Annotated in this window: 18 protein-coding genes and 1 pseudogene; 12 read left to right on the top strand and 7 right to left on the bottom strand. The window is 53.1% G+C overall.

Annotated features, from left to right (window positions below; translation table 11 throughout):
• The 3 genes from yijE to metF all read right to left on the bottom strand — a co-directional run bounded on the left by yijE (position 1) and on the right by metF (position 4,399).
• The gene (gene yijE, locus ACUU1I_RS06175; protein WP_001577485.1) at positions 1–906 is read right to left on the bottom strand and encodes a cystine transporter YijE; all 906 of its coding nucleotides are present in this window, start codon (positions 904–906) and stop codon (positions 1–3) included.
• A gap of 93 nt (positions 907–999) precedes the next feature.
• Positions 1,000–3,180 (bottom strand): catalase/peroxidase HPI, encoded by a 2,181-nt coding sequence (gene katG / locus ACUU1I_RS06180; protein ID WP_005071466.1) that lies wholly within the window; start codon positions 3,178–3,180, stop codon positions 1,000–1,002.
• Between the two features lie 328 nt (positions 3,181–3,508).
• The gene (metF, locus tag ACUU1I_RS06185; protein ID WP_000007518.1) at positions 3,509–4,399 is read right to left on the bottom strand and encodes a methylenetetrahydrofolate reductase; all 891 of its coding nucleotides are present in this window, start codon (positions 4,397–4,399) and stop codon (positions 3,509–3,511) included.
• Positions 4,400–4,474: 75 nt separating this feature from the next.
• Here metF and ACUU1I_RS06190 point away from each other — a divergent pair, with 75 nt between their 5' ends.
• Positions 4,475–4,609 carry a hypothetical protein gene (locus tag ACUU1I_RS06190; protein ID WP_000660586.1) on the top strand — a complete coding sequence of 45 codons (135 nt, stop codon included), beginning with the start codon at positions 4,475–4,477 and terminating at the stop codon, positions 4,607–4,609.
• Between the two features lie 138 nt (positions 4,610–4,747).
• Here the strand turns inward: ACUU1I_RS06190 and metL are convergent, their stop codons facing one another.
• Both metL and metB read right to left on the bottom strand, forming a co-directional pair.
• Complete coding sequence (gene metL / locus ACUU1I_RS06195) at positions 4,748–7,180, bottom strand: bifunctional aspartate kinase/homoserine dehydrogenase II (protein WP_000110745.1); 2,433 nt, start codon at positions 7,178–7,180, stop codon at positions 4,748–4,750.
• Between the two features lie 2 nt (positions 7,181–7,182).
• The gene (metB, locus tag ACUU1I_RS06200) at positions 7,183–8,343 is read right to left on the bottom strand and encodes a cystathionine gamma-synthase (RefSeq protein WP_005050443.1); all 1,161 of its coding nucleotides are present in this window, start codon (positions 8,341–8,343) and stop codon (positions 7,183–7,185) included.
• Positions 8,344–8,619: 276 nt separating this feature from the next.
• On the opposite strand from metB, the gene metJ reads away from it, so the two are divergent.
• Both metJ and ACUU1I_RS06210 read left to right on the top strand, forming a co-directional pair.
• The gene (metJ, locus tag ACUU1I_RS06205) at positions 8,620–8,937 is read left to right on the top strand and encodes a met regulon transcriptional regulator MetJ (RefSeq protein WP_000852812.1); all 318 of its coding nucleotides are present in this window, start codon (positions 8,620–8,622) and stop codon (positions 8,935–8,937) included.
• 183 nt (positions 8,938–9,120) lie between these two features.
• A complete protein-coding gene (locus ACUU1I_RS06210) occupies positions 9,121–9,729 on the top strand; it encodes a YiiX family permuted papain-like enzyme (protein ID WP_000797352.1) in 609 nt (202 codons plus the stop codon).
• 60 nt (positions 9,730–9,789) lie between these two features.
• Here ACUU1I_RS06210 and rpmE read toward each other — a convergent pair whose 3' ends face one another.
• Positions 9,790–10,002 carry a 50S ribosomal protein L31 gene (rpmE, locus tag ACUU1I_RS06215; RefSeq protein WP_000710769.1) on the bottom strand — a complete coding sequence of 71 codons (213 nt, stop codon included), beginning with the start codon at positions 10,000–10,002 and terminating at the stop codon, positions 9,790–9,792.
• A 202-nt stretch (positions 10,003–10,204) separates the two neighbouring features.
• Between rpmE and priA the strand changes: the two genes are divergently transcribed.
• The 7 genes from priA to rraA all read left to right on the top strand — a co-directional run bounded on the left by priA (position 10,205) and on the right by rraA (position 18,170).
• A complete protein-coding gene (priA, locus tag ACUU1I_RS06220; RefSeq protein WP_005050440.1) occupies positions 10,205–12,403 on the top strand; it encodes a primosomal protein N' in 2,199 nt (732 codons plus the stop codon).
• A 155-nt stretch (positions 12,404–12,558) separates the two neighbouring features.
• On the top strand, positions 12,559–13,584 hold the full coding sequence (cytR, locus tag ACUU1I_RS06225) for a DNA-binding transcriptional regulator CytR (protein ID WP_000644904.1): 1,026 nt from the start codon (positions 12,559–12,561) through the stop codon (positions 13,582–13,584).
• Between the two features lie 91 nt (positions 13,585–13,675).
• Entirely contained in the window at positions 13,676–14,635 is a 960-nt protein-coding gene (gene ftsN, locus ACUU1I_RS06230) for a cell division protein FtsN (protein ID WP_000068834.1), read from the top strand.
• Positions 14,636–14,727: 92 nt separating this feature from the next.
• Positions 14,728–15,258: an ATP-dependent protease subunit HslV gene (gene hslV / locus ACUU1I_RS06235; RefSeq protein ID WP_000208242.1), complete on the top strand. Its 531-nt coding sequence runs from the start codon at positions 14,728–14,730 to the stop codon at positions 15,256–15,258.
• 9 nt (positions 15,259–15,267) lie between these two features.
• The gene (hslU, locus tag ACUU1I_RS06240; protein WP_001293341.1) at positions 15,268–16,599 is read left to right on the top strand and encodes an HslU--HslV peptidase ATPase subunit; all 1,332 of its coding nucleotides are present in this window, start codon (positions 15,268–15,270) and stop codon (positions 16,597–16,599) included.
• 66 nt (positions 16,600–16,665) lie between these two features.
• On the top strand, positions 16,666–17,592 hold the full coding sequence (gene menA / locus ACUU1I_RS06245) for a 1,4-dihydroxy-2-naphthoate polyprenyltransferase (protein ID WP_005050436.1): 927 nt from the start codon (positions 16,666–16,668) through the stop codon (positions 17,590–17,592).
• Positions 17,593–17,684: 92 nt separating this feature from the next.
• Positions 17,685–18,170, top strand: coding sequence for a ribonuclease E activity regulator RraA (gene rraA, locus ACUU1I_RS06250; protein ID WP_000872908.1), 486 nt, complete (start codon positions 17,685–17,687; stop codon positions 18,168–18,170).
• Between the two features lie 84 nt (positions 18,171–18,254).
• Here the strand turns inward: rraA and zapB are convergent, their stop codons facing one another.
• Positions 18,255–18,500 (bottom strand): septal ring assembly protein ZapB, encoded by a 246-nt coding sequence (gene zapB, locus ACUU1I_RS06255; protein WP_001296623.1) that lies wholly within the window; start codon positions 18,498–18,500, stop codon positions 18,255–18,257.
• Positions 18,501–18,925: 425 nt separating this feature from the next.
• On the opposite strand from zapB, the pseudogene glpF reads away from it, so the two are divergent.
• Positions 18,926–19,771, top strand: a pseudogene (gene glpF, locus ACUU1I_RS06260) (glycerol uptake facilitator protein GlpF).
• A gap of 39 nt (positions 19,772–19,810) precedes the next feature.
• On the top strand, positions 19,811–20,033 hold a 223-nt coding region (locus tag ACUU1I_RS06265), incomplete at its 3' end, for an FGGY family carbohydrate kinase (protein ID WP_449144816.1).

Consider the following 20,033-nt stretch of genomic DNA (forward strand, 5'->3'; position numbering starts at 1 on the left):
TCAGATGCTTTTTACACTGACAGCTTCTTTTTTCTTACGGCTCACCAGCGCCAGTGCCAGCACAATCAGCACAATACCGCTACCTTCAACGGCCCCCGGATTCTCACCGAGCAGCCACCAGGAAAAGAGTACGCCACAAACGGGAACGGCCAGTGTGCTTAAGCTGGCAATACTGGCAGGCAAGTTTTTCAGCACAAACAGCCATAAGCTCCACGCTAGCGCCGTCGCCAGAATCGCACTGTAGGCCAGCGCCCAGAACACGGTGGGCTGCCAGTCAATTTCACGTTGCGGCACCAGTAAAGCGACCACACTCATCACCAGCGCCGCATACAGCATCTGCCAGGATGTTAACGATAATAAATCCACGCGCGGATGACGGGCGTATAGGCGTTTAGCAACAATCGCGCTCGCCCCCCAACTAACACCGGAGAGGATTGCCAGCATGGCACTTTTCATCGAAGAGAAATCGAGTTGCCACGGCTGCAACACCAAAAATAAGCCGAAAGCGGCAATCAGAATCGCGAAATATTGCCCACGTCGCAGGCGTTCACCGAGAAACAACGCGGCGAAAATCACCACCCAGAACGGCATGGTATAGCTCAGGATCGCCACCTTCCCCGCACCTCCGCTGACCAACGCCCACTGCGCCAGACCAACCATCCCGCAGGTTTGTAACAGGGCAATGGCTAAGGTGTATTTAAACGGCGTCGGGCGCATTCCGCGACCACGTAATAAAAGGACGATGAATAAAACGAGAGCGCCGAAAATGCAGCGTAAGGCGGTAAAGTCGAAGGCACCGATGTAACTGGTGACTTGCTTCATGAAAATCCAGCTATAACTCCAGATAAGTGTGAGCACAACCAGGCCACTGATTGCCAGTGGGTTGCTCTTTCCTGCGGCAGACATGAGAGATCCAGTGTGTAGTTTTCCTGTGGACACTATACGCCGGTAAAGAAACTTCAGCGACTGCCTGAAAGACAGTCGCTGAAGAAGGTCAGATTACAGCAGGTCGAAACGGTCGAGGTTCATCACTTTCACCCATGCCGCTACGAAGTCTTTAACAAACTTCTCGTGGGCATCGCTGCTGGCGTAAACTTCCGCTACTGCACGCAGGACAGAGTTAGAACCAAATACCAGATCCGCACGGCTGGCTGTGTATTTCACTTCGCCGGTTTCGCGGTCACGTCCTTCGAACAGCTCTTTCGATTCGTCAGTCGCTTTCCACTCGTAACGCATATCCAGCAAGTTCACGAAGAAGTCATTGCTCAATACGCCAACGCGGTCAGTGAAGACGCCGTTTTTGCTGCCATCGAAGTTGGCACCCAGTACACGCATCCCGCCCACCAGCGCAGTCATTTCCGGCGCGGTCAGCGTCAGTTGCTGTGCTTTGTCGATCAGCAGTGACTCGGTGGTGGAAACGTCCAGACGAGCGCGATAGTTACGGAAACCGTCAGCAATTGGCTCCAGCAGCTCAAACATCTCAATGTCAGTCTGATCCTGACGCGCATCAACGCGACCCGGCGCAAACGGTACATGAATGCTCAAACCTGCGGCGCTTGCGGCTTTCTCAACACCAACCACACCAGCCAGCACGATGATATCCGCCAGCGAGGCTTTACCAGACTCTTTCTGGATTTTCTCCAGAACAAGCAGAGCACGAACGGCTGCGGCGTTCACATCCCAGTCGCGCTGCGGCATTAATGCCAGACGCGCACCGTTGACACCACCGCGTTTGTCGCCACCACGGAAGGTAGAAGCAGATGCCCAGGCCACCGATACCAGCTCACTAACAGACAGACCAGAATCCGCAATCGCGAATTTCAGATCGATAATGTCCTGCTCGGTCGGGTTGTAGATCGGCTGCGGCAGCGGATCTTGCCAGATCAGATCTTCTTTCGGCACTTCCGGCCCGATGTAGCGAGATTTCGGCCCCATATCCCTGTGCGTCAGTTTGAACCAGGCACGGGCAAAGGCTTCGTTGAACGCCTGCGGATCGTTGAGGAAACGACGAGAGATCTTCTCGAACTCAGGATCAAAACGCAGCGTCAGGTCGGTCACCAGCATTGTCGGTTTACGTTTCTTCGACGGATCGAACGGATCCGGGATAATTTCCGGTGCGTCTACCGCTTCGAACTGGATTGCTCCAGCCGGACTGCGGGTCTGTACCCACTCATACTTGAACAGATTCTCGAAGAAATAGTTGCTCCACTGGGTCGGCGTCTGGGTCCAGACTACTTCCAGACCAGAGGTAATGGCATCTGCGCCAACGCCGCTGCCGTAAGTGCTCGCCCAGCCTAAACCTTGTTCTTCAATCGGTGCAGCTTCTGGATCAGGACCTACGTTTGATGTCGGACCGGCACCGTGGGTTTTACCCAGCGTATGACCACCCGCAATCAGCGCCACGGTTTCTTCGTCGTTCATGCCCATGTTGCCGAAGGTCGCGCGGATAGCTGCTGCCGCAGAAAGCGGTTCGCCGCTGTGATCCGGGCCTTCCGGGTTAACGTAAATCAGGCCCATCTCGGTTGCACCCAGCGGTGCTTTCGCCAGCGCTTCCGGATGACGGTGAGTCAGCCAGGCTTTTTCATCACCCCAGTTAACATCCAGATCCGGTTCCCAGACGTCTTCACGACCGGCACCAAAACCGAAGGTACGGAAGCCGGAGTTTTCCAGCGCCACGTTACCTGCGAGGATAAACAGGTCGGCCCAGGAGATTTTCTGACCATATTTCTGTTTGATTGGCCACAACAGGCGACGCGCTTTATCGAGGCTTACGTTATCCGGCCAGGAGTTCAGCGGTGCAAAACGTTGCTGACCACGACCCGCGCCGCCGCGTCCATCGATTGAACGGTAAGTACCTGCGCCGTGCCAAGCCATACGAATAAACAGACCGGCGTAGCTGCCCCAGTCGGCTGGCCACCACGGCTGAGATTCTGTCAGCAGGGCTTTCAGATCTTTTTTCAGGCCGTAGTAATCTAATTTGCTGAATTCTTTGCGGTAGTCAAAGTCCTCACCCAGCGGGTTAGAACGATTAGAATGTTGGTTTAACAGGTCAACACGGAGTTGATTTGGCCACCAGTCGCGAGTGGTTGTGCCCGCCCCCGCGCTCTGGTCGTGACCGCCCTGATGGAACGGGCATTTGCCAGTGGCTGTGGTGTTATGGATATCGTCTGACGTGCTCATCAATGTGCTCCCCTCTACAGTGTTACCGTTACGATACACAGCGTTAGAGAGAAGTTATAATTGAATTAATCCACGGATGCGATAGTTGAGATCTTACATATTGTTGGTTAAAGAGATGTAGATCAAATTGATCGTAATTAAGCTTTTTTGATTATGTCCGAATTCGGACAAATGCTTTATAAAAAAGGGTTTTAGCTTCATATCCTTCAAGTAATGAGGGAGAAAACAAGGCTGACAACCTTATTTTCCCGCCCTCATTTCGAGGCAGCATTTTGTGCTCTGTTTAAAATTTGTGATCACTGTGTGATTTTCACAAAAGCCACACTATTTATAAACCAGGTCGAACACCCAGCGTATGGCAAATCGCGTAACTCATTTCAGCGCGGTTAAGCGTATAGAAGTGGAAATCTTTCACTCCTTCACGGCTTAAAATCTTCACCATATCCATGGCAATATTCGCGCCCACCAGTTTGCGGGTTTCGGCATCGTCATCCAGCCCGTCAAACATTTGCGCCATCCACGCCGGAATACGCACGTTGGTCATGTCGGCAAATTTCTTCGCCTGTTTAAAGTTAGATACCGGCAAAATGCCCGGGATGATTTCCACATCAATGCCCGCCGATACACAGCGGTCACGAAAACGCAGGTAGCTTTCGACATCGAAGAAGAACTGAGTAATCGCGCGGTTGGCTCCGGCATCCACTTTGCGTTTCAGATTAAGCAAATCCGCCTGAGCGCTTTTTGCTTCCGGGTGAACTTCCGGATACGCCGCCACGGATATATCGAAATCTGCCACTTCTTTTAACAGCGTCACCAGGTCAGAAGCATACATTTCTGGCTTACCACTTCCCGGCGGCAGATCGCCACGCAGTGCCACGATATGACAAATACCGTTATTCCAGTAGTCGCGTGCAATGGTGCGCAGCTCGTCGGGCGTCGCATCAATGCAAGTAAGATGCGGTGCCGCTTCCAGACCAGTGCGATCTTTAATGCCTTTAATAATGCTGTGCGTACGGTCGCGCTCGCCGGAGTTCGCGCCATAGGTCACCGATACAAACTTCGGTTTCAGGCTGCTAAGGCGATCGATGGAGTTCCACAGGGTCTGCTCCATTTCACTGGTACGCGGCGGGAAAAACTCGAACGAAACGTTAATCTGCCCCTGGACTTCTGCCAGGCTCTGATTCAGGGCATCCCGCTGGCTGGCGTGAAAAAAGCTCATACCTTACCTCATCAATCGCTTGTAGTTATATGTTGTGTTGTGCACATCTATCCATTTAGACGTCCAGATGTAAAGATGAAGGAAAAGCCGAAGGGCGTCAACCGAAAAATGACCAATGATGGTGAGGAAAAATCAGGGAAGATGAAAAAACTTCAGGATGGTAAGAAAAAGAAAATCCGATATGCAAAGCAAACCGGACTGCAAATATAAACTAACCATGTACTTATTGCTTCTTGCCGGATTCGTTGTAAACGCTTCATCCGGCCTAATTCTATGATAATTCAATATATTTCATTAGAAACCATAGACCCGAAAACATGAGTACCGGGCATTATTAAATTTCTGAAATTACAACAACTGTGCCAGCCGGTTGATATCCGACTGAATCGCCCCGGCGGTGACGTCGCGCCCAGCGCCAGGCCCACGGATCACCAGCGGATTATCGCGGTACCAGCGGCTTTCGATGGCAAAGACGTTATCGCATGGCAGCAGTGATGCCAGCGGATGGTCTTCACGCACCGCCTCCACGCCCACACGCGCTTTGCCGTTGGCATCGAAACGCGCCACGTAGCGCAGCACCAGCCCCATTTCGCGGGCCGCTTCCAGCCGTTGCACCATCTGCTCGTTAAGTTCATCGCCATTTTCAAAGAAATGGTCGATGCTGCCACCTTCGCAATGAGCAGGCACCAGCGATTCCACACGTACCTGGTCCGGTTCAATGTTGTAACCCGCTTCACGCGCCAGAATCACCAGCTTGCGCATTACGTCTTTGCCGGAGAGGTCGTCACGCGGATCAGGCTCGGTTAAGCCCTGCTGCCACGCCTGATCCACCAGCTCGGTAAACGGCACGCTACCGTCGAATTGCAGGAACAGCCAGGAGAGCGTGCCGGAGAAGATCCCACTGATCGACAAAATGGTATCGCCGCTGTCGATCAGATCGCGCACGGTATGGTTGATCGGCAAGCCCGCACCAACGGTGGCGTTGTATAGCCAGTGACGCCCGGTTTTTTCGAAGGCGTCGTGGATCTGGCGATATTTATTGCTGTCGCTTGCTCCCGCCAGTTTGTTGGCACTGATGACGTGGAAACCGTGGCTGGCGAAATCGAGATACTGATCAGCAAGCTGCTGGCTGGCGGTAACGTCCAACACCACTAAATCATCATACGGATGGGCGCGCATCCACAGGAAAAGCGACTCTTCATCCTGCTCGACCGCTTCATCGTTGAAGAAGGCTAACGCGCGGCTGGCGTCCAGCCCGTCATAACTCAACAGACTGCGGCGGCTGTCCACCACGCCTGCCAGCACAAATTCAAAGCCAGTACGCGCCGAAAGCGTGCTCTGCTCGCGGGCGAACAGTTCCAGCCAGCGAGAGCCGATATTGCCTTTGCCGAACAATACCAGGCCGATGCGTTTTTCTGCGCGGAAGACGGACTGATGCAGCCCCTGAATCAGGCTTTCGGTCGGGCCGGTGCGCAGTACTGCCACCAGACTGATGCCGTCATCGGACTGCCACGTAAACTCGACCGGCTGGCCTTTCAGTTGCTGCCAGAAGCGGTGGCAATGCAGCGGGTTACGGGTGACACCCGCCCCGACCATCGCCACCAGCGCCAGCCCCTGACGCAGGCGCAGTTCTCCAGGTAATCCCGCTTCGTCGAGGATTTTCAGCGCACTGTCGGCCACTTCTGAGGTGTAGCAAAATTGCAGCAACTGGCGATCGTTATGCACGCCAACCGCCAGTGGACGCACCTGGGCACGTTTCAGGATCTGGTCGATCTCTTTATGCGCCAGTTTGAAATCCTGACTGGCGGGCACCTGAAACTCAATCAAACAGACATCATCGTGGCTGGTGACAATACGCGCACCAGTACCGGAGGCCAGCACGCGTTCAATGCGCGTGGAACCTTGATCCGGCGTGTAGCTACAGCGCAGCTGCAGGTCGATTTCGCTGCCAGAAACTGGCTGTAAAGTACGGGCGTGAAGAACGGGAGCCGCCAGACGCGCCAGTTCGCTGGCCTCATCCAGACGCAGCAACGGCAGCAGGCAGGCATCTTTCACTTTACGCGGGTCGGCACTGTATACCCCGGCGACGTCGCTCCAGATGGTTACACGAGAAACACCCGCCAGCGCACCGATTTGTGTCGCGGAATAGTCGGAACCGTTACGCCCCAGCAACACCGTTTCACCGGCGTTGTTACGGCTGATAAACCCGGTCACCACCAGACGTTTGCTCGGATGTTGTACCAGTAGCTGTTGCAGCAACGGGTAAGAAAGCCCTTCATCAACCTGCGGTTGCGCAGCGCGTTCAGCGCGTAAAAACTCACGGGCATCAAGCCAGGCCGCTGGCAGCCCTTGTTGATTAAGTACCGCAGACATCAGGCGCGCCGACCACACTTCACCGTGGCCCACCACTTCCGCATACACCGCATCGTTAATACCACTGTCGAGCAACGCCGCCAGGCGCTCAAGATCGCTGACAAAAGCGCTAATGAGGCTATCGGCTTCTTCAGCGGGTAGCAGACCGCTAATCAGATCGCACTGATAGCGACGCAGCGTTTGTTGAACCTGATGCGCAGAGAGACGATCGGTCTGGCTTAGTTTCAACCAGTTAATCAACTGGTTAGTGGTGCTACCGGCGGCGGAAACCACCATCATATCGTCAGGCTGAGAGAACTCCGCCATAATGCCCGCGACACGCAAATAACACTTCACATCAGCCAGACTACTGCCACCAAATTTATGCAGCTGACGACCTTTCGCCCCTGCCTGCGCAATCACACTCATTTTTACCCCTTGTTTGCAGCCCGGAAGCCATTTTCCAGGTCGGCAATTAAATCTTCGCCATCTTCAATACCGGTGGAGATACGCAGCAGCGTCTCGGAGATCCCGGCGGCAGCACGCGCTTCTGGTGCCATGCCTGCATGTGTCATGGTTGCGGCGTGAGAGATTAAACTTTCCACTCCCCCTAATGATTCCGCCAGCGTAAACAACGACAGCCCGCCCAGGAAACGACACAGCGTCTGCTCATCGCCATCCAGTTCAAAACTCAACATTGCGCCAAAGCCTTTTTGCTGACGCGCGGCAATTTCATGCCCCTGATTTTCCGGCAGCGACGGGTGATACAGTTTTTTCACCAACGGCTGGGTTTGCAGATATTTCACAATCGCCTGCGCGTTGCGCTGCGCCAGCTCCATACGCGGCACCAGCGTTCGCAACCCGCGTAGCAGCAGATAGCTGTCAAACGCGCCGCCCGTCACGCCAATATTGTTTGCCCACCAGGCAAGTTCAGTGACAACGTCCGGGTCTTTAGCAATCACCACGCCAGCCACCACGTCAGAGTGACCGTTCAGATATTTCGTACATGAATGCAACACCAGATCGGCACCCAATGCCAGCGGATTTTGTAATGCCGGGCTTAAGAAGGTGTTATCCACCACGCTCACCGCCCCGACTTCCCTTGCCAGATGGCAGATTTTCGCAATATCCACGACGCGTAACAATGGATTACTTGGGCTTTCTACCAGTACCAGTTTGGGTTTTTCTGCCAGCGCTGCCCGTAATGCCTGTTCATCGCCTTGATCAACAAACAACACGCGATAGCAACCGCGTTTCGCCAGACTGTCGAACAGGCGATAGCTACCGCCGTAGCAGTCGTGCGGCGCAACCAGCAGATCGCCAGGTTTCAAAAAGACGGTCGTTACCAGGTGAATCGCGGACATGCCGGTATTAGTAAGTACTGCGCCAGCACCGCCTTCCAGTTCTGCCAGCGCACGCTGAACCACATCGCGCGTTGGGTTGCCGCGACGCGAGTAATCATGCGCGCGCGGTTCATTAAATCCGGTAAAGTTATAGGTGCTGGAAAGATGGATGGGAGGGACAACGCAACCATACTGTTCGTCGTCATTTAACCCGCTACGCACTGCGATGGTGGCCTGTTTACGCGTCATGTGATGAAGTTTCCTGGGCTTTGTCGGTGAAATGTCAGGCACCAGAGTAAACATTGTGTTAATGGACGTCAATACATCTGGACATCTAAACTTCTTTGCGTATAGATTGAGCAAATCCCAAATAGCCGTTAAAATTATATGCATTATCACGCCGACAGGTGCATTACACGATGTCACGGTAACGCCTGTACGGTAAACTATGCGGGTTTACGGTCAGTACCCACATAAATTGTGGGGTCTGGTCTCAATTTATTGACGAAGAGGATTAAGTATCTCATGGCTGAATGGAGCGGCGAATATATCAGCCCATACGCTGAACACGGCAAGAAGAGTGAACAAGTCAAAAAGATTACGGTTTCCATTCCTCTTAAGGTGTTAAAAATCCTCACCGATGAACGCACGCGTCGTCAGGTGAACAACCTGCGTCACGCTACCAACAGCGAGCTGCTGTGCGAAGCGTTTCTGCATGCCTTTACCGGGCAACCTTTGCCGGATGATGCCGATCTGCGTAAAGAGCGCAGCGACGAAATCCCGGAAGCGGCAAAAGAGATCATGCGTGAGATGGGGATTAACCCGGAGACGTGGGAATACTAAAGCGGAAAAGAGCGGCGCGGAGTGGAATCGCCTGATGCACTACGCTTATCAGGCCTACGTCATATTGCAATTTATTGAATTTGCACGAACTTGTAGGCCGGATAAGGCGTTCACGCCGCATCCGGCATAAACAACGAGCACGTTGTCTGCGACCCACCGCTTTTTATACATGGACGTTTAACTATGAAAAACAGGCTGCTGATCCTCAGCCTGCTGGTTTCTGTACCTGCCTTTGCCTGGCAGCCGCAAACTGGCGACATCATCTTTCAAATCTCTCGCTCATCGCAAAGTAAAGCGATCCAACTGGCAACCCATTCCGATTACAGCCACACCGGTATGCTGGTGATGCGTAACAAAAAGCCCTACGTTTTTGAAGCGGTCGGCCCGGTGAAATACACCCCGCTCAAGCAGTGGATTGCCCATGGTGAAAAGGGCAACTACGTTGTTCGCCGCGTTGAAGGCGGACTGAGTGTTGAACAACAGCAAAAACTGACGCAAACGGCAAAACGTTATCTCGGTAAACCGTATGATTTCAGCTTCTCATGGAGCGACGATCGCCAGTACTGTTCGGAAGTGGTGTGGAAGGTTTACCAGAACGCGCTGGGAATGCGCGTGGGCGAACAGCAGAAGTTGAAAGAGTTTGATCTCAGCAACCCGCTGGTCCAGGCGAAGCTCAAAGAACGCTACGGTAAAAATATTCCGCTTGAGGAAACGGTAGTTTCACCACAAGCCGTTTTCGACGCGCCACAACTCACCACGGTTGCCAAAGAGTGGCCGCTGTTTTCGTGGTGATACGACCAAAATTCAGGCACAAAAAAAGCGCCGTGCGGCGCTTTTTTCGGAAATCCGGTCTTATTTGCTGCCCGGGATGTTGAAACGCTTGTTGAAGCGGTCAACACGGCCACCGGTAGCAACATCACGCTGTTTGCCAGTGAAGAACGGGTGGCACTTGCTGCACACGTCGAGGTTCAGGTCATGACCAACGGTGGAGCGGATTTTCATTACGTTACCGCAAGAGCAGCTAGCAGTAATTTCTTCGTATTTCGGGTGAATATCTTTTTTCATGGGAAAACCTCGGTTTAAGGCCGCGTCGCTCTTCCAGCCCTAACGCCAGACACCACGCGATGTTAAAAGTATAGCTTCAATACGATCATTTCGTACGAAGGCGCGAAATCATACAGAAATTAACCAGCGTATGCAAACTGATCCGCACTCTTCTACGGCAATGTGTATACTAACCCACCGAATTTCAAGTCAGGATGATGCTATGCCCGTTGCCCACGTTGCCTTGCCCGTTCCGCTTCCTCGTACCTTTGACTATCTGCTGCCAGAAGGCATGACGGTTAAAGCTGGGTGTCGCGTGCGCGTGCCGTTTGGCAAACAGCAGGAGCGCATCGGGATTGTGGTATCAGTTAGCGATGCCAGCGAACTGCCGCTCACTGAGCTAAAAGCGGTAGTCGAAGTGCTGGATGGTGAGCCGGTGTTTACTCACTCCGTCTGGCGATTGCTGCTATGGGCGGCAGATTACTATCATCATCCGATTGGCGATGTGCTGTTTCATGCCTTGCCGATTTTACTACGCCAGGGGCGGCCTGCGGCGAACGCGCCGATGTGGTACTGGTTTGCCACTGAACAAGGTCAGGCGGTGGATCTGAACAGCCTGAAACGCTCACCCAAGCAACAACAGGCGCTGGCAGCGTTACGGCAAGGCAAAATCTGGCGCGACCAGGTTGCCACGCTCGAATTTAATGATGCCGCGTTGCAGGCGCTGCGCAAAAAAGGTCTGTGTGATTTAGCAAGTGAAACACCAGAGTTTAGCGACTGGCGAACGAACTATGCCGTTTCTGGTGAGCGGTTGCGATTGAATACCGAACAGGCCACCGCCGTTGGCGCAATTCATAGCGCGGCAGATACTTTTTCTGCCTGGCTGCTGGCGGGCGTTACCGGTTCCGGTAAAACGGAGGTTTATCTCAGTGTACTGGAAAACGTGCTCGCTCAGGGCAAACAGGCGCTGGTGATGGTGCCGGAAATCGGCCTGACACCGCAAACTATCGCCCGTTTTCGTGAACGGTTTAATGCGCCCGTGGAAGTTCTGCATTCCGGTCTGAACGACAGCGAGCGTCTTTCGGCGTGGCTGAAAGCGAAAAATGGCGAGGCGGCGATTGTGATCGGCACCCGCTCCGCGCTGTTTACGCCGTTTAAAAATCTCGGCGTGATTGTCATTGACGAAGAGCACGACAGTTCCTACAAGCAGCAGGAAGGCTGGCGCTATCATGCCCGCGACCTGGCGGTGTATCGTGCGCATAGCGAGCAAATCCCGATTATTCTTGGCTCCGCAACGCCCGCGCTGGAAACGTTGTGCAACGTCCAGCAGAAAAAATACCGCCTGCTGCGCCTGACGCGCCGGGCGGGGAATGCGCGTCCGGCAATTCAACACGTGCTGGATTTAAAAGGTCAGAAGGTGCAGGCAGGTCTGGCTCCGGCGTTAATCACCCGTATGCGCCAGCATTTACAGGCCAACAATCAGGTTATCCTCTTTCTTAACCGCCGTGGCTTTGCGCCTGCGCTACTGTGCCACGACTGCGGCTGGATTGCCGAATGCCCACGTTGCGATCACTACTACACGCTGCATCAGGCGCAACAGCATTTGCGCTGTCACCACTGTGACAGTCAGCGTCCGGTGCCGCGCCAGTGCCCTTCCTGCGGTTCCACGCACCTGGTACCCGTGGGGCTGGGCACCGAACAGCTTGAACAGACGCTTGCGCCGCTGTTCCCTGATGTGCCCATTTCTCGTATCGACCGCGATACCACCAGCCGCAAAGGGGCGCTGGAACAGCAACTGGCGGAAGTACATCGCGGCGGTGCGAGGATTTTGATCGGCACACAAATGCTGGCGAAAGGTCACCACTTTCCGGATGTGACGCTGGTGGCGTTACTGGATGTGGACGGCGCGCTGTTTTCTGCCGATTTTCGCTCGGCAGAGCGTTTCGCTCAGCTTTACACCCAGGTCGCTGGTCGTGCCGGGCGTGCGGGTAAACAAGGCGAAGTGGTGCTGCAAACGCACCATCCGGAACATCCTCTGTTGCAAACGTTGCTCTATAAAGGCTACGACGCCTTTGCCGAACAGGCGCTGGCTGAGCGACGGATGATGCAACTGCCGCCATGGACCAGCCATGTGATTGTGCGTGCGGAAGATCATAACAATCAGCATGCGCCGCTGTTCCTGCAACAACTGCGTAATCTGATCCTCTCCAGTCCGCTGGCAGACGACAAACTGTGGGTTCTCGGTCCGGTTCCGGCACTGGCACCTAAACGTGGCGGCCGCTGGCGCTGGCAGATATTGTTGCAGCACCCTTCCCGCGTGCGCTTGCAACACATCATTAGTGGTACGCTGGCGCTCATCAATACAATACCGGATTCCCGCAAGGTGAAATGGGTACTGGATGTTGATCCGATTGAGGGTTAAACCGCTTACGATGCGAGGCGGATCGAAAAATTCAATATTCATCACACTTTTCATGAAAATTCTGTAACCGTTTTCACGCGCTATCTGCTAAAAATGTTGCCGATGTGAAGTAAACATGGATGTAGTACGCCTGACGTGCCAGGCGAGGAGTGAGTGTGAAAGCGAAGAAGCAGGAAACTGCCGCGACCATGAAAGACGTTGCCCTCAAGGCAAAAGTCTCTACAGCGACTGTCTCCCGAGCATTAATGAATCCCGATAAAGTCTCCCAGGCCACCCGTAATCGGGTTGAAAAAGCGGCCCGGGAAGTGGGTTATTTACCGCAGCCTATGGGGCGCAACGTCAAGCGTAATGAATCCCGCACCATTCTGGTGATTGTCCCGGATATCTGCGATCCCTTCTTTAGCGAAATTATTCGCGGTATCGAAGTTACGGCGGCAAATCACGGATATCTGGTGCTGATTGGCGACTGTGCGCATCAAAATCAGCAGGAAAAAACCTTTATCGATTTGATCATCACCAAGCAAATTGATGGCATGTTGCTGCTGGGTTCAAGGCTGCCGTTTGATGCCAGCATTGAGGAACAGCGTAATCTGCCGCCGATGGTGATGGCGAACGAATTTGCACCGGAACTGGAGCTGCCTACCGTTCATATCGACAATCTGACCGCCGCATTTGATGCAGTAAATTATTTATATGAGCAAGGGCATAAACGGATTGGCTGTATAGCCGGTCCCGAAGAGATGCCACTGTGTCACTACCGCCTGCAAGGCTATGTTCAGGCGCTGCGTCGCTGCGGAATTATGGTTGATCCACAATACATCGCCCGTGGCGACTTCACCTTCGAAGCCGGAAGCAAAGCAATGCAACAGCTGCTTGATCTTCCACAACCGCCTACTGCAGTCTTCTGCCATAGCGATGTGATGGCGCTCGGCGCACTTTCTCAGGCAAAACGCCAGGGGCTGAAAGTCCCGGAAGACCTTTCCATAATCGGTTTTGATAACATCGACCTGACGCAATTTTGTGATCCGCCGCTGACAACCATCGCGCAGCCGCGTTACGAAATCGGTCGGGAAGCTATGCTGTTATTGCTTGATCAAATGCAGGGGCAACACGTTGGCAGTGGCTCTCGTTTAATGGACTGCGAACTTATCATCCGGGGATCAACACGCGCGTTACCTTAAAGTAAACCTTTAAGACTGCCGTGACTGGTCAAAGGCCCGCCGCTTAAGTAACATGGCGGGCTGACGAACGAATAAATACAGCGAAACGATAGTGGCACAACGAGATTATGTACGCCGCAGCCAACCGGCACCTTCGCGGCGAAAAAAGAGCACCTCACGGAAAAAGCAACGAAATCTGCCTGCGGTTTCTCCCGCTATGGTCGCTATTGCTGCCGCCGTTCTTGTGACCTTTATCGGTGGTCTGTACTTCATTACGCATCACAAGAAAGAAGAGTCCGAGACGCTGCAAAGCCAGAAAGTGACCGGAAACGGACTACCACCAAAACCAGAAGAACGCTGGCGCTACATTAAAGAGCTGGAAAGTCGCCAGCCGGGTGTGCGTGCGCCCACAGAACCTTCTGCCGGTGGTGAAGTGAAAACGCCGGAGCAACTGACACCAGAACAACGTCAGCTTCTTGAACAAATGCAGGCTGATATGCGCCAGCAGCCAACGCAGCTGGTTGAGGTTCCGTGGAATGAACAGACGCCGGAACAGCGTCAGCAAACGCTACAACGCCAGCGTCAGGCGCAGCAATTAGCGGAGCAGCAACGCCTGGCTCAGCAGTCGCGTACGACTGAACAAAGCTGGCAGCAGCAGACGCGTACGTCGCAAGCCGCGCCGGTACAGGCGCAACCGCGCCAGTCTAAACCAGCTTCTACTCAGCAGCCGTACCAGGATCTGCTGCAAACCCCTGCGCACACGACCGCGCAGTCGAAGCCGCAGCAAGCTGCGCCGGTTGCTCGTGCCGCTGACGCGCCAAAACCGACGGCGGAGAAAAAAGACGAACGCCGCTGGATGGTGCAGTGCGGTTCGTTCAGAGGCGCGGAACAGGCAGAGACGGTACGTGCTCAGCTGGCGTTCGAAGGATTTGACTCGAAAATCACCACCAACAATGGCTGGAATCGTGTGGTCATTGGCCCGGTGAAAGGCAAAGAGAACGCAGACAGCACCCTCAATCGGTTGAAGATGGCGGGTCATACAAACTGCATTCGGCTCGCCGCCGGGGGTTGAAACCCTCAAAATCCCCCCCATCTATAATTGCATTATGCCCCGTACTTTTGTACGGGGTTTGTACTCTGTATTCGTAACCAAGGGGTCAGCTCGTGACAACTATAGTAAGCGTACGCCGTAACGGCCATGTGGTCATCGCTGGTGATGGTCAGGCCACGTTGGGCAATACCGTAATGAAAGGCAACGTGAAAAAGGTCCGCCGTCTGTACAACGACAAAGTCATCGCGGGCTTTGCGGGCGGTACTGCGGATGCTTTTACGCTGTTCGAACTGTTTGAACGTAAACTGGAAATGCATCAGGGCCATCTGGTTAAAGCCGCCGTTGAGCTGGCAAAAGACTGGCGTACCGATCGCATGCTGCGCAAACTTGAAGCACTGCTGGCAGTCGCGGATGAAACTGCATCGCTTATCATCACCGGTAACGGTGACGTGGTGCAGCCAGAAAACGATCTTATTGCTATCGGCTCCGGCGGCCCTTACGCCCAGGCTGCGGCGCGCGCGCTGTTAGAAAACACTGAACTTAGCGCCCGTGAAATTGCTGAAAAGGCGTTGGATATTGCAGGCGACATTTGCATCTATACCAACCATTTCCACACCATCGAAGAATTAAGCTACAAAGCGTAAGGATCTCCCATGTCTGAAATGACCCCACGCGAAATCGTCAGCGAACTGGATAAGCACATCATCGGCCAGGACAACGCCAAGCGTTCTGTGGCGATTGCTCTGCGTAACCGCTGGCGTCGCATGCAGCTCAACGAAGAGCTGCGCCATGAAGTGACCCCGAAAAATATCCTGATGATCGGCCCGACCGGTGTCGGTAAAACTGAAATCGCCCGTCGTCTGGCTAAGCTGGCGAATGCGCCGTTCATCAAAGTTGAAGCGACCAAATTTACCGAAGTGGGCTACGTCGGTAAGGAAGTTGATTCTATTATTCGCGATCTGACCGATGCCGCCGTGAAAATGGTACGCGTCCAGGCTATCGAGAAAAACCGTTATCGCGCTGAAGAACTGGCAGAAGAACGTATTCTCGACGTGCTGATCCCACCTGCTAAAAACAACTGGGGACAGACTGAACAGCAGCAGGAACCTTCCGCTGCTCGTCAGGCATTCCGCAAAAAACTGCGTGAAGGCCAGCTTGATGACAAAGAAATCGAGATCGATCTTGCCGCAGCACCGATGGGCGTTGAAATTATGGCTCCTCCGGGCATGGAAGAGATGACCAGCCAGCTGCAGTCCATGTTCCAGAACCTGGGCGGCCAGAAGCAAAAAGCGCGTAAGCTGAAAATCAAAGACGCCATGAAGCTGCTGATTGAAGAAGAAGCGGCGAAACTGGTGAACCCGGAAGAGCTGAAGCAAGACGCTATCGACGCTGTTGAGCAGCACGGGATCGTGTTTATCGACGAAATCGACAAAATCTGTAAGCGCGGCGAGTCTTCCGGTCCGGATGTTTCTCGTGAAGGCGTTCAGCGTGACCTGCTGCCGCTGGTAGAAGGTTGCACCGTTTCCACCAAACACGGGATGGTCAAAACTGACCACATTCTGTTTATCGCTTCTGGCGCGTTCCAGATTGCGAAACCGTCTGACCTGATCCCGGAACTGCAAGGTCGGCTGCCAATCCGCGTTGAACTGCAGGCACTGACCACCAGCGACTTCGAGCGTATTCTGACCGAGCCGAATGCCTCTATCACCGTGCAGTACAAAGCACTGATGGCGACTGAAGGCGTAAATATCGAGTTTACCGACTCCGGTATTAAACGCATCGCGGAAGCGGCATGGCAGGTGAACGAATCTACCGAAAACATCGGTGCTCGTCGTTTACACACTGTTCTGGAGCGTTTAATGGAAGAGATTTCCTACGACGCCAGCGATTTAAGCGGTCAAAATATCACTATTGACGCAGATTATGTGAGCAAACATCTGGATGCGTTGGTGGCAGATGAAGATCTGAGCCGTTTTATCCTATAATCGCGTTCAATCATTTTCATCATTGTTTGATGGGGCTGAAAGGCCCCATTTTTATTGGCGCGTATTATGACTGAACAACAAATTAGCCGAACTCAGGCGTGGCTGGAAAGTTTACGACCTAAAACCCTCCCCCTCGCCTTTGCTGCAATTATCGTCGGGACGGCGCTGGCATGGTGGCAAGGTCACTTCGATCCGCTGGTCGCCCTGCTGGCACTAATTACCGCCGGGCTATTACAGATCCTTTCTAACCTCGCCAATGATTACGGCGATGCGGTAAAAGGCAGCGATAAACCTGACCGCATTGGGCCGCTACGCGGCATGCAAAAAGGGGTCATTACCCAGCAAAAGATGAAACGGGCGCTCATTATTACCGTCGTGCTCATCTGTCTCTCCGGGCTGGCACTGGTTGCAGTGGCATGCCATACGCTGGCCGATTTTGTCGGTTTCCTGATTCTTGGCGGGTTGTCGATCATTGCCGCTATCACCTACACCGTGGGCAATCGTCCTTATGGTTATATCGGTCTGGGTGATATTTCCGTACTGGTTTTCTTTGGCTGGTTGAGTGTCATGGGGAGCTGGTATTTACAGGCTCATACATTGATTCCGGCACTGATCCTTCCGGCGACCGCATGCGGCCTGCTGGCAACGGCAGTACTGAATATTAATAACCTGCGTGATATCAATAGCGACCGCGAAAATGGCAAAAACACGCTGGTGGTGCGCTTAGGTGAAGTGAACGCGCGTCGTTATCATGCCTGCCTGCTGATGGGCTCGCTGGTGTGTCTGGCGCTGTTTAATCTCTTTTCGCTGCATAGCCTGTGGGGCTGGCTGTTCCTGCTGGCGGCACCATTACTGGTGAAGCAAGCCCGTTATGTGATGCGGGAAATGGACCCGGTGGCGATGCGACCAATGCTGGAACGTACTGTCAAGGGAGCGTTACTGACTAACCTGCTGTTTGTTTTAGGGATATTCCTAAGCCAGTGGGCAGCATAACTGACAAATATCAATTAACAATTGATGACTTTGCCAACAGCCCACATAGCGCGATATACTGAAAATTCTCGCAGCAACTGAATGTTAAGCCTATGAAATACGATACTTCCGAGCTTTGTGACATCTATCAAGAAGATGTTAACGTCGTGGAACCGCTGTTCTCCAACTTTGGCGGACGGGCGTCGTTTGGCGGACAAATAATCACGGTAAAATGTTTCGAGGACAACGGGTTGCTGTACGATCTGCTCGAACAGAATGGCCGTGGTCGTGTTCTTGTCGTCGATGGCGGTGGTTCTGTTCGTCGCGCACTGGTCGATGCTGAACTGGCGCGTCTGGCAGTACAAAATGAATGGGAAGGTCTGGTCATTTACGGCGCGGTGCGTCAGGTAGATGACCTGGAAGAGTTGGATATCGGCATCCAGGCGATGGCGGCAATTCCGGTTGGTGCCGCTGGCGAAGGCATTGGCGAAAGCGATGTCCGCGTCAATTTTGGCGGTGTCACCTTCTTCTCCGGCGACCATCTTTATGCCGACAATACCGGGATTATTCTTTCAGAAGATCCGCTGGATATTGAATGATAAGAAAGGCACCGCAAGGTGCCTTTTTTCTGCGTTACCTGTTGGCCTACACAGTAAAGAAATTACGCGAAAGATGAAGCGTAATCAGACCTCTTCCATGCGACCCAGCAGGGCCTGCAGACGTTCCTGCCAGCCGTTCTGCTGTTCTTTCAGATGGTTGTTCTCACGCTCCAGCTCTTCGCGCTGATGCTGGGCATTTTGAACTTCCTGCGACAGTGAGTTGTTTTTTTCTTTCAGCTCTTCGATTTCCATCTGCAACAGAGTGATGGTATCAATCGCCTGCTGTACTTTTGCTTCCAGTTTCTCAAACACTTCTAATGACATTGTCATACCTCTCCTGAATTGCAAGGCGTTGATGGATAAAAAATCCTCGTCCCGATTACCGGTGACGCCTTAATAAATACGAGCGCACTTTAGTTAGCTCCGATTGTATGAAGCCGCGCCATCGCTGTCCAGCGGCACGCCTTGCAGATTACGGTTTGCCACACTTTTCATCCTTCTCCTAGTGACATAATCCACATCAATCGAAAATGTTAATAAATTTGTTGCGCGAATGATCTAACAAACATGCATCATGTACAATCAGATGGAATAAATGGCGCGATAACGCTCATTTTATGACGAAGCACACACATTTTAAGTTCGATATTTCTCGTTTTTGCTCGTTAACGATAAGTTAACAGCATGCCTACAAGCATCGTGGAGGTCCGTGACTTTCACACATACAACAAACATTAACTCTTCAGGATCCGATTATGAGTCAAACATCAACCTTGAAAGGCCAGTGCATTGCTGAATTCCTCGGTACCGGGTTGTTGATTTTTTTCGGTGTGGGTTGCGTTGCAGCACTAAAAGTCGCTGGTGCGTCTTTTGGTCAGTGGGAAATCAGTGTCATTTGGGGACTGGGGGTGGCAATGGCCATCTACCTGACCGCAGGGGTTTCCGGCGCGCATCTTAATCCCGCTGTTACCATTGCATTGTGGCTGTTTGCCTGTTTCGACAAGCGCAAAGTTATTCCTTTTATCGTTTCACAAGTTGCCGGCGCTTTCTGCGCTGCGGCTTTAGTTTACGGGCTTTACTACAATTTATTTTTCGACTTCGAGCAGACTCATCACATTGTTCGCGGCAGCGTTGAAAGTGTTGATCTGGCTGGCACTTTCTCTACTTACCCTAATCCTCATATCAATTTTGTGCAGGCTTTCGCAGTTGAGATGGTGATTACCGCTATTCTGATGGGGCTTATCCTGGCGTTAACGGACGATGGCAACGGTGTACCACGCGGCCCTTTGGCTCCCTTGCTGATTGGTCTACTGATTGCGGTCATTGGCGCATCTATGGGCCCATTGACAGGTTTTGCCATGAACCCAGCGCGTGACTTCGGTCCGAAAGTCTTTGCCTAGCTGGCGGGCTGGGGCAATGTCGCCTTTACCGGCGGCAGAGACATTCCTTACTTCCTGGTGCCGCTTTTCGGCCCTATCGTTGGCGCGATTGTAGGTGCATTTGCCTACCGCAAACTGATTGGTCGCCATTTGCCTTGCGATATCTGTGTTGTGGAAGAAAAGGAAACCACAACTCCTTCAGAACAAAAAGCTTCGCTGTAATATGACTACGGGACAATTAAACATGACTGAAAAAAATATATCGTTGCGCTCGACCAGGGCACCACCAGCTCCCGCGCGGTCGTAATGGATCACGATGCCAATATCATTAGCGTGTCGCAGCGCGAATTTGAGCAAATCTACCCAAAACCAGGTTGGGTAGAACACGACCCAATGGAAATCTGGGCCACCCAAAGCTCCACGCTGGTAGAAGTGCTGGCGAAAGCCGATATCAGTTCCGATCAAATTGCAGCTATCGGTATTA

It is taken from the genome of Shigella sp. SIG3 (assembly GCF_053555855.1).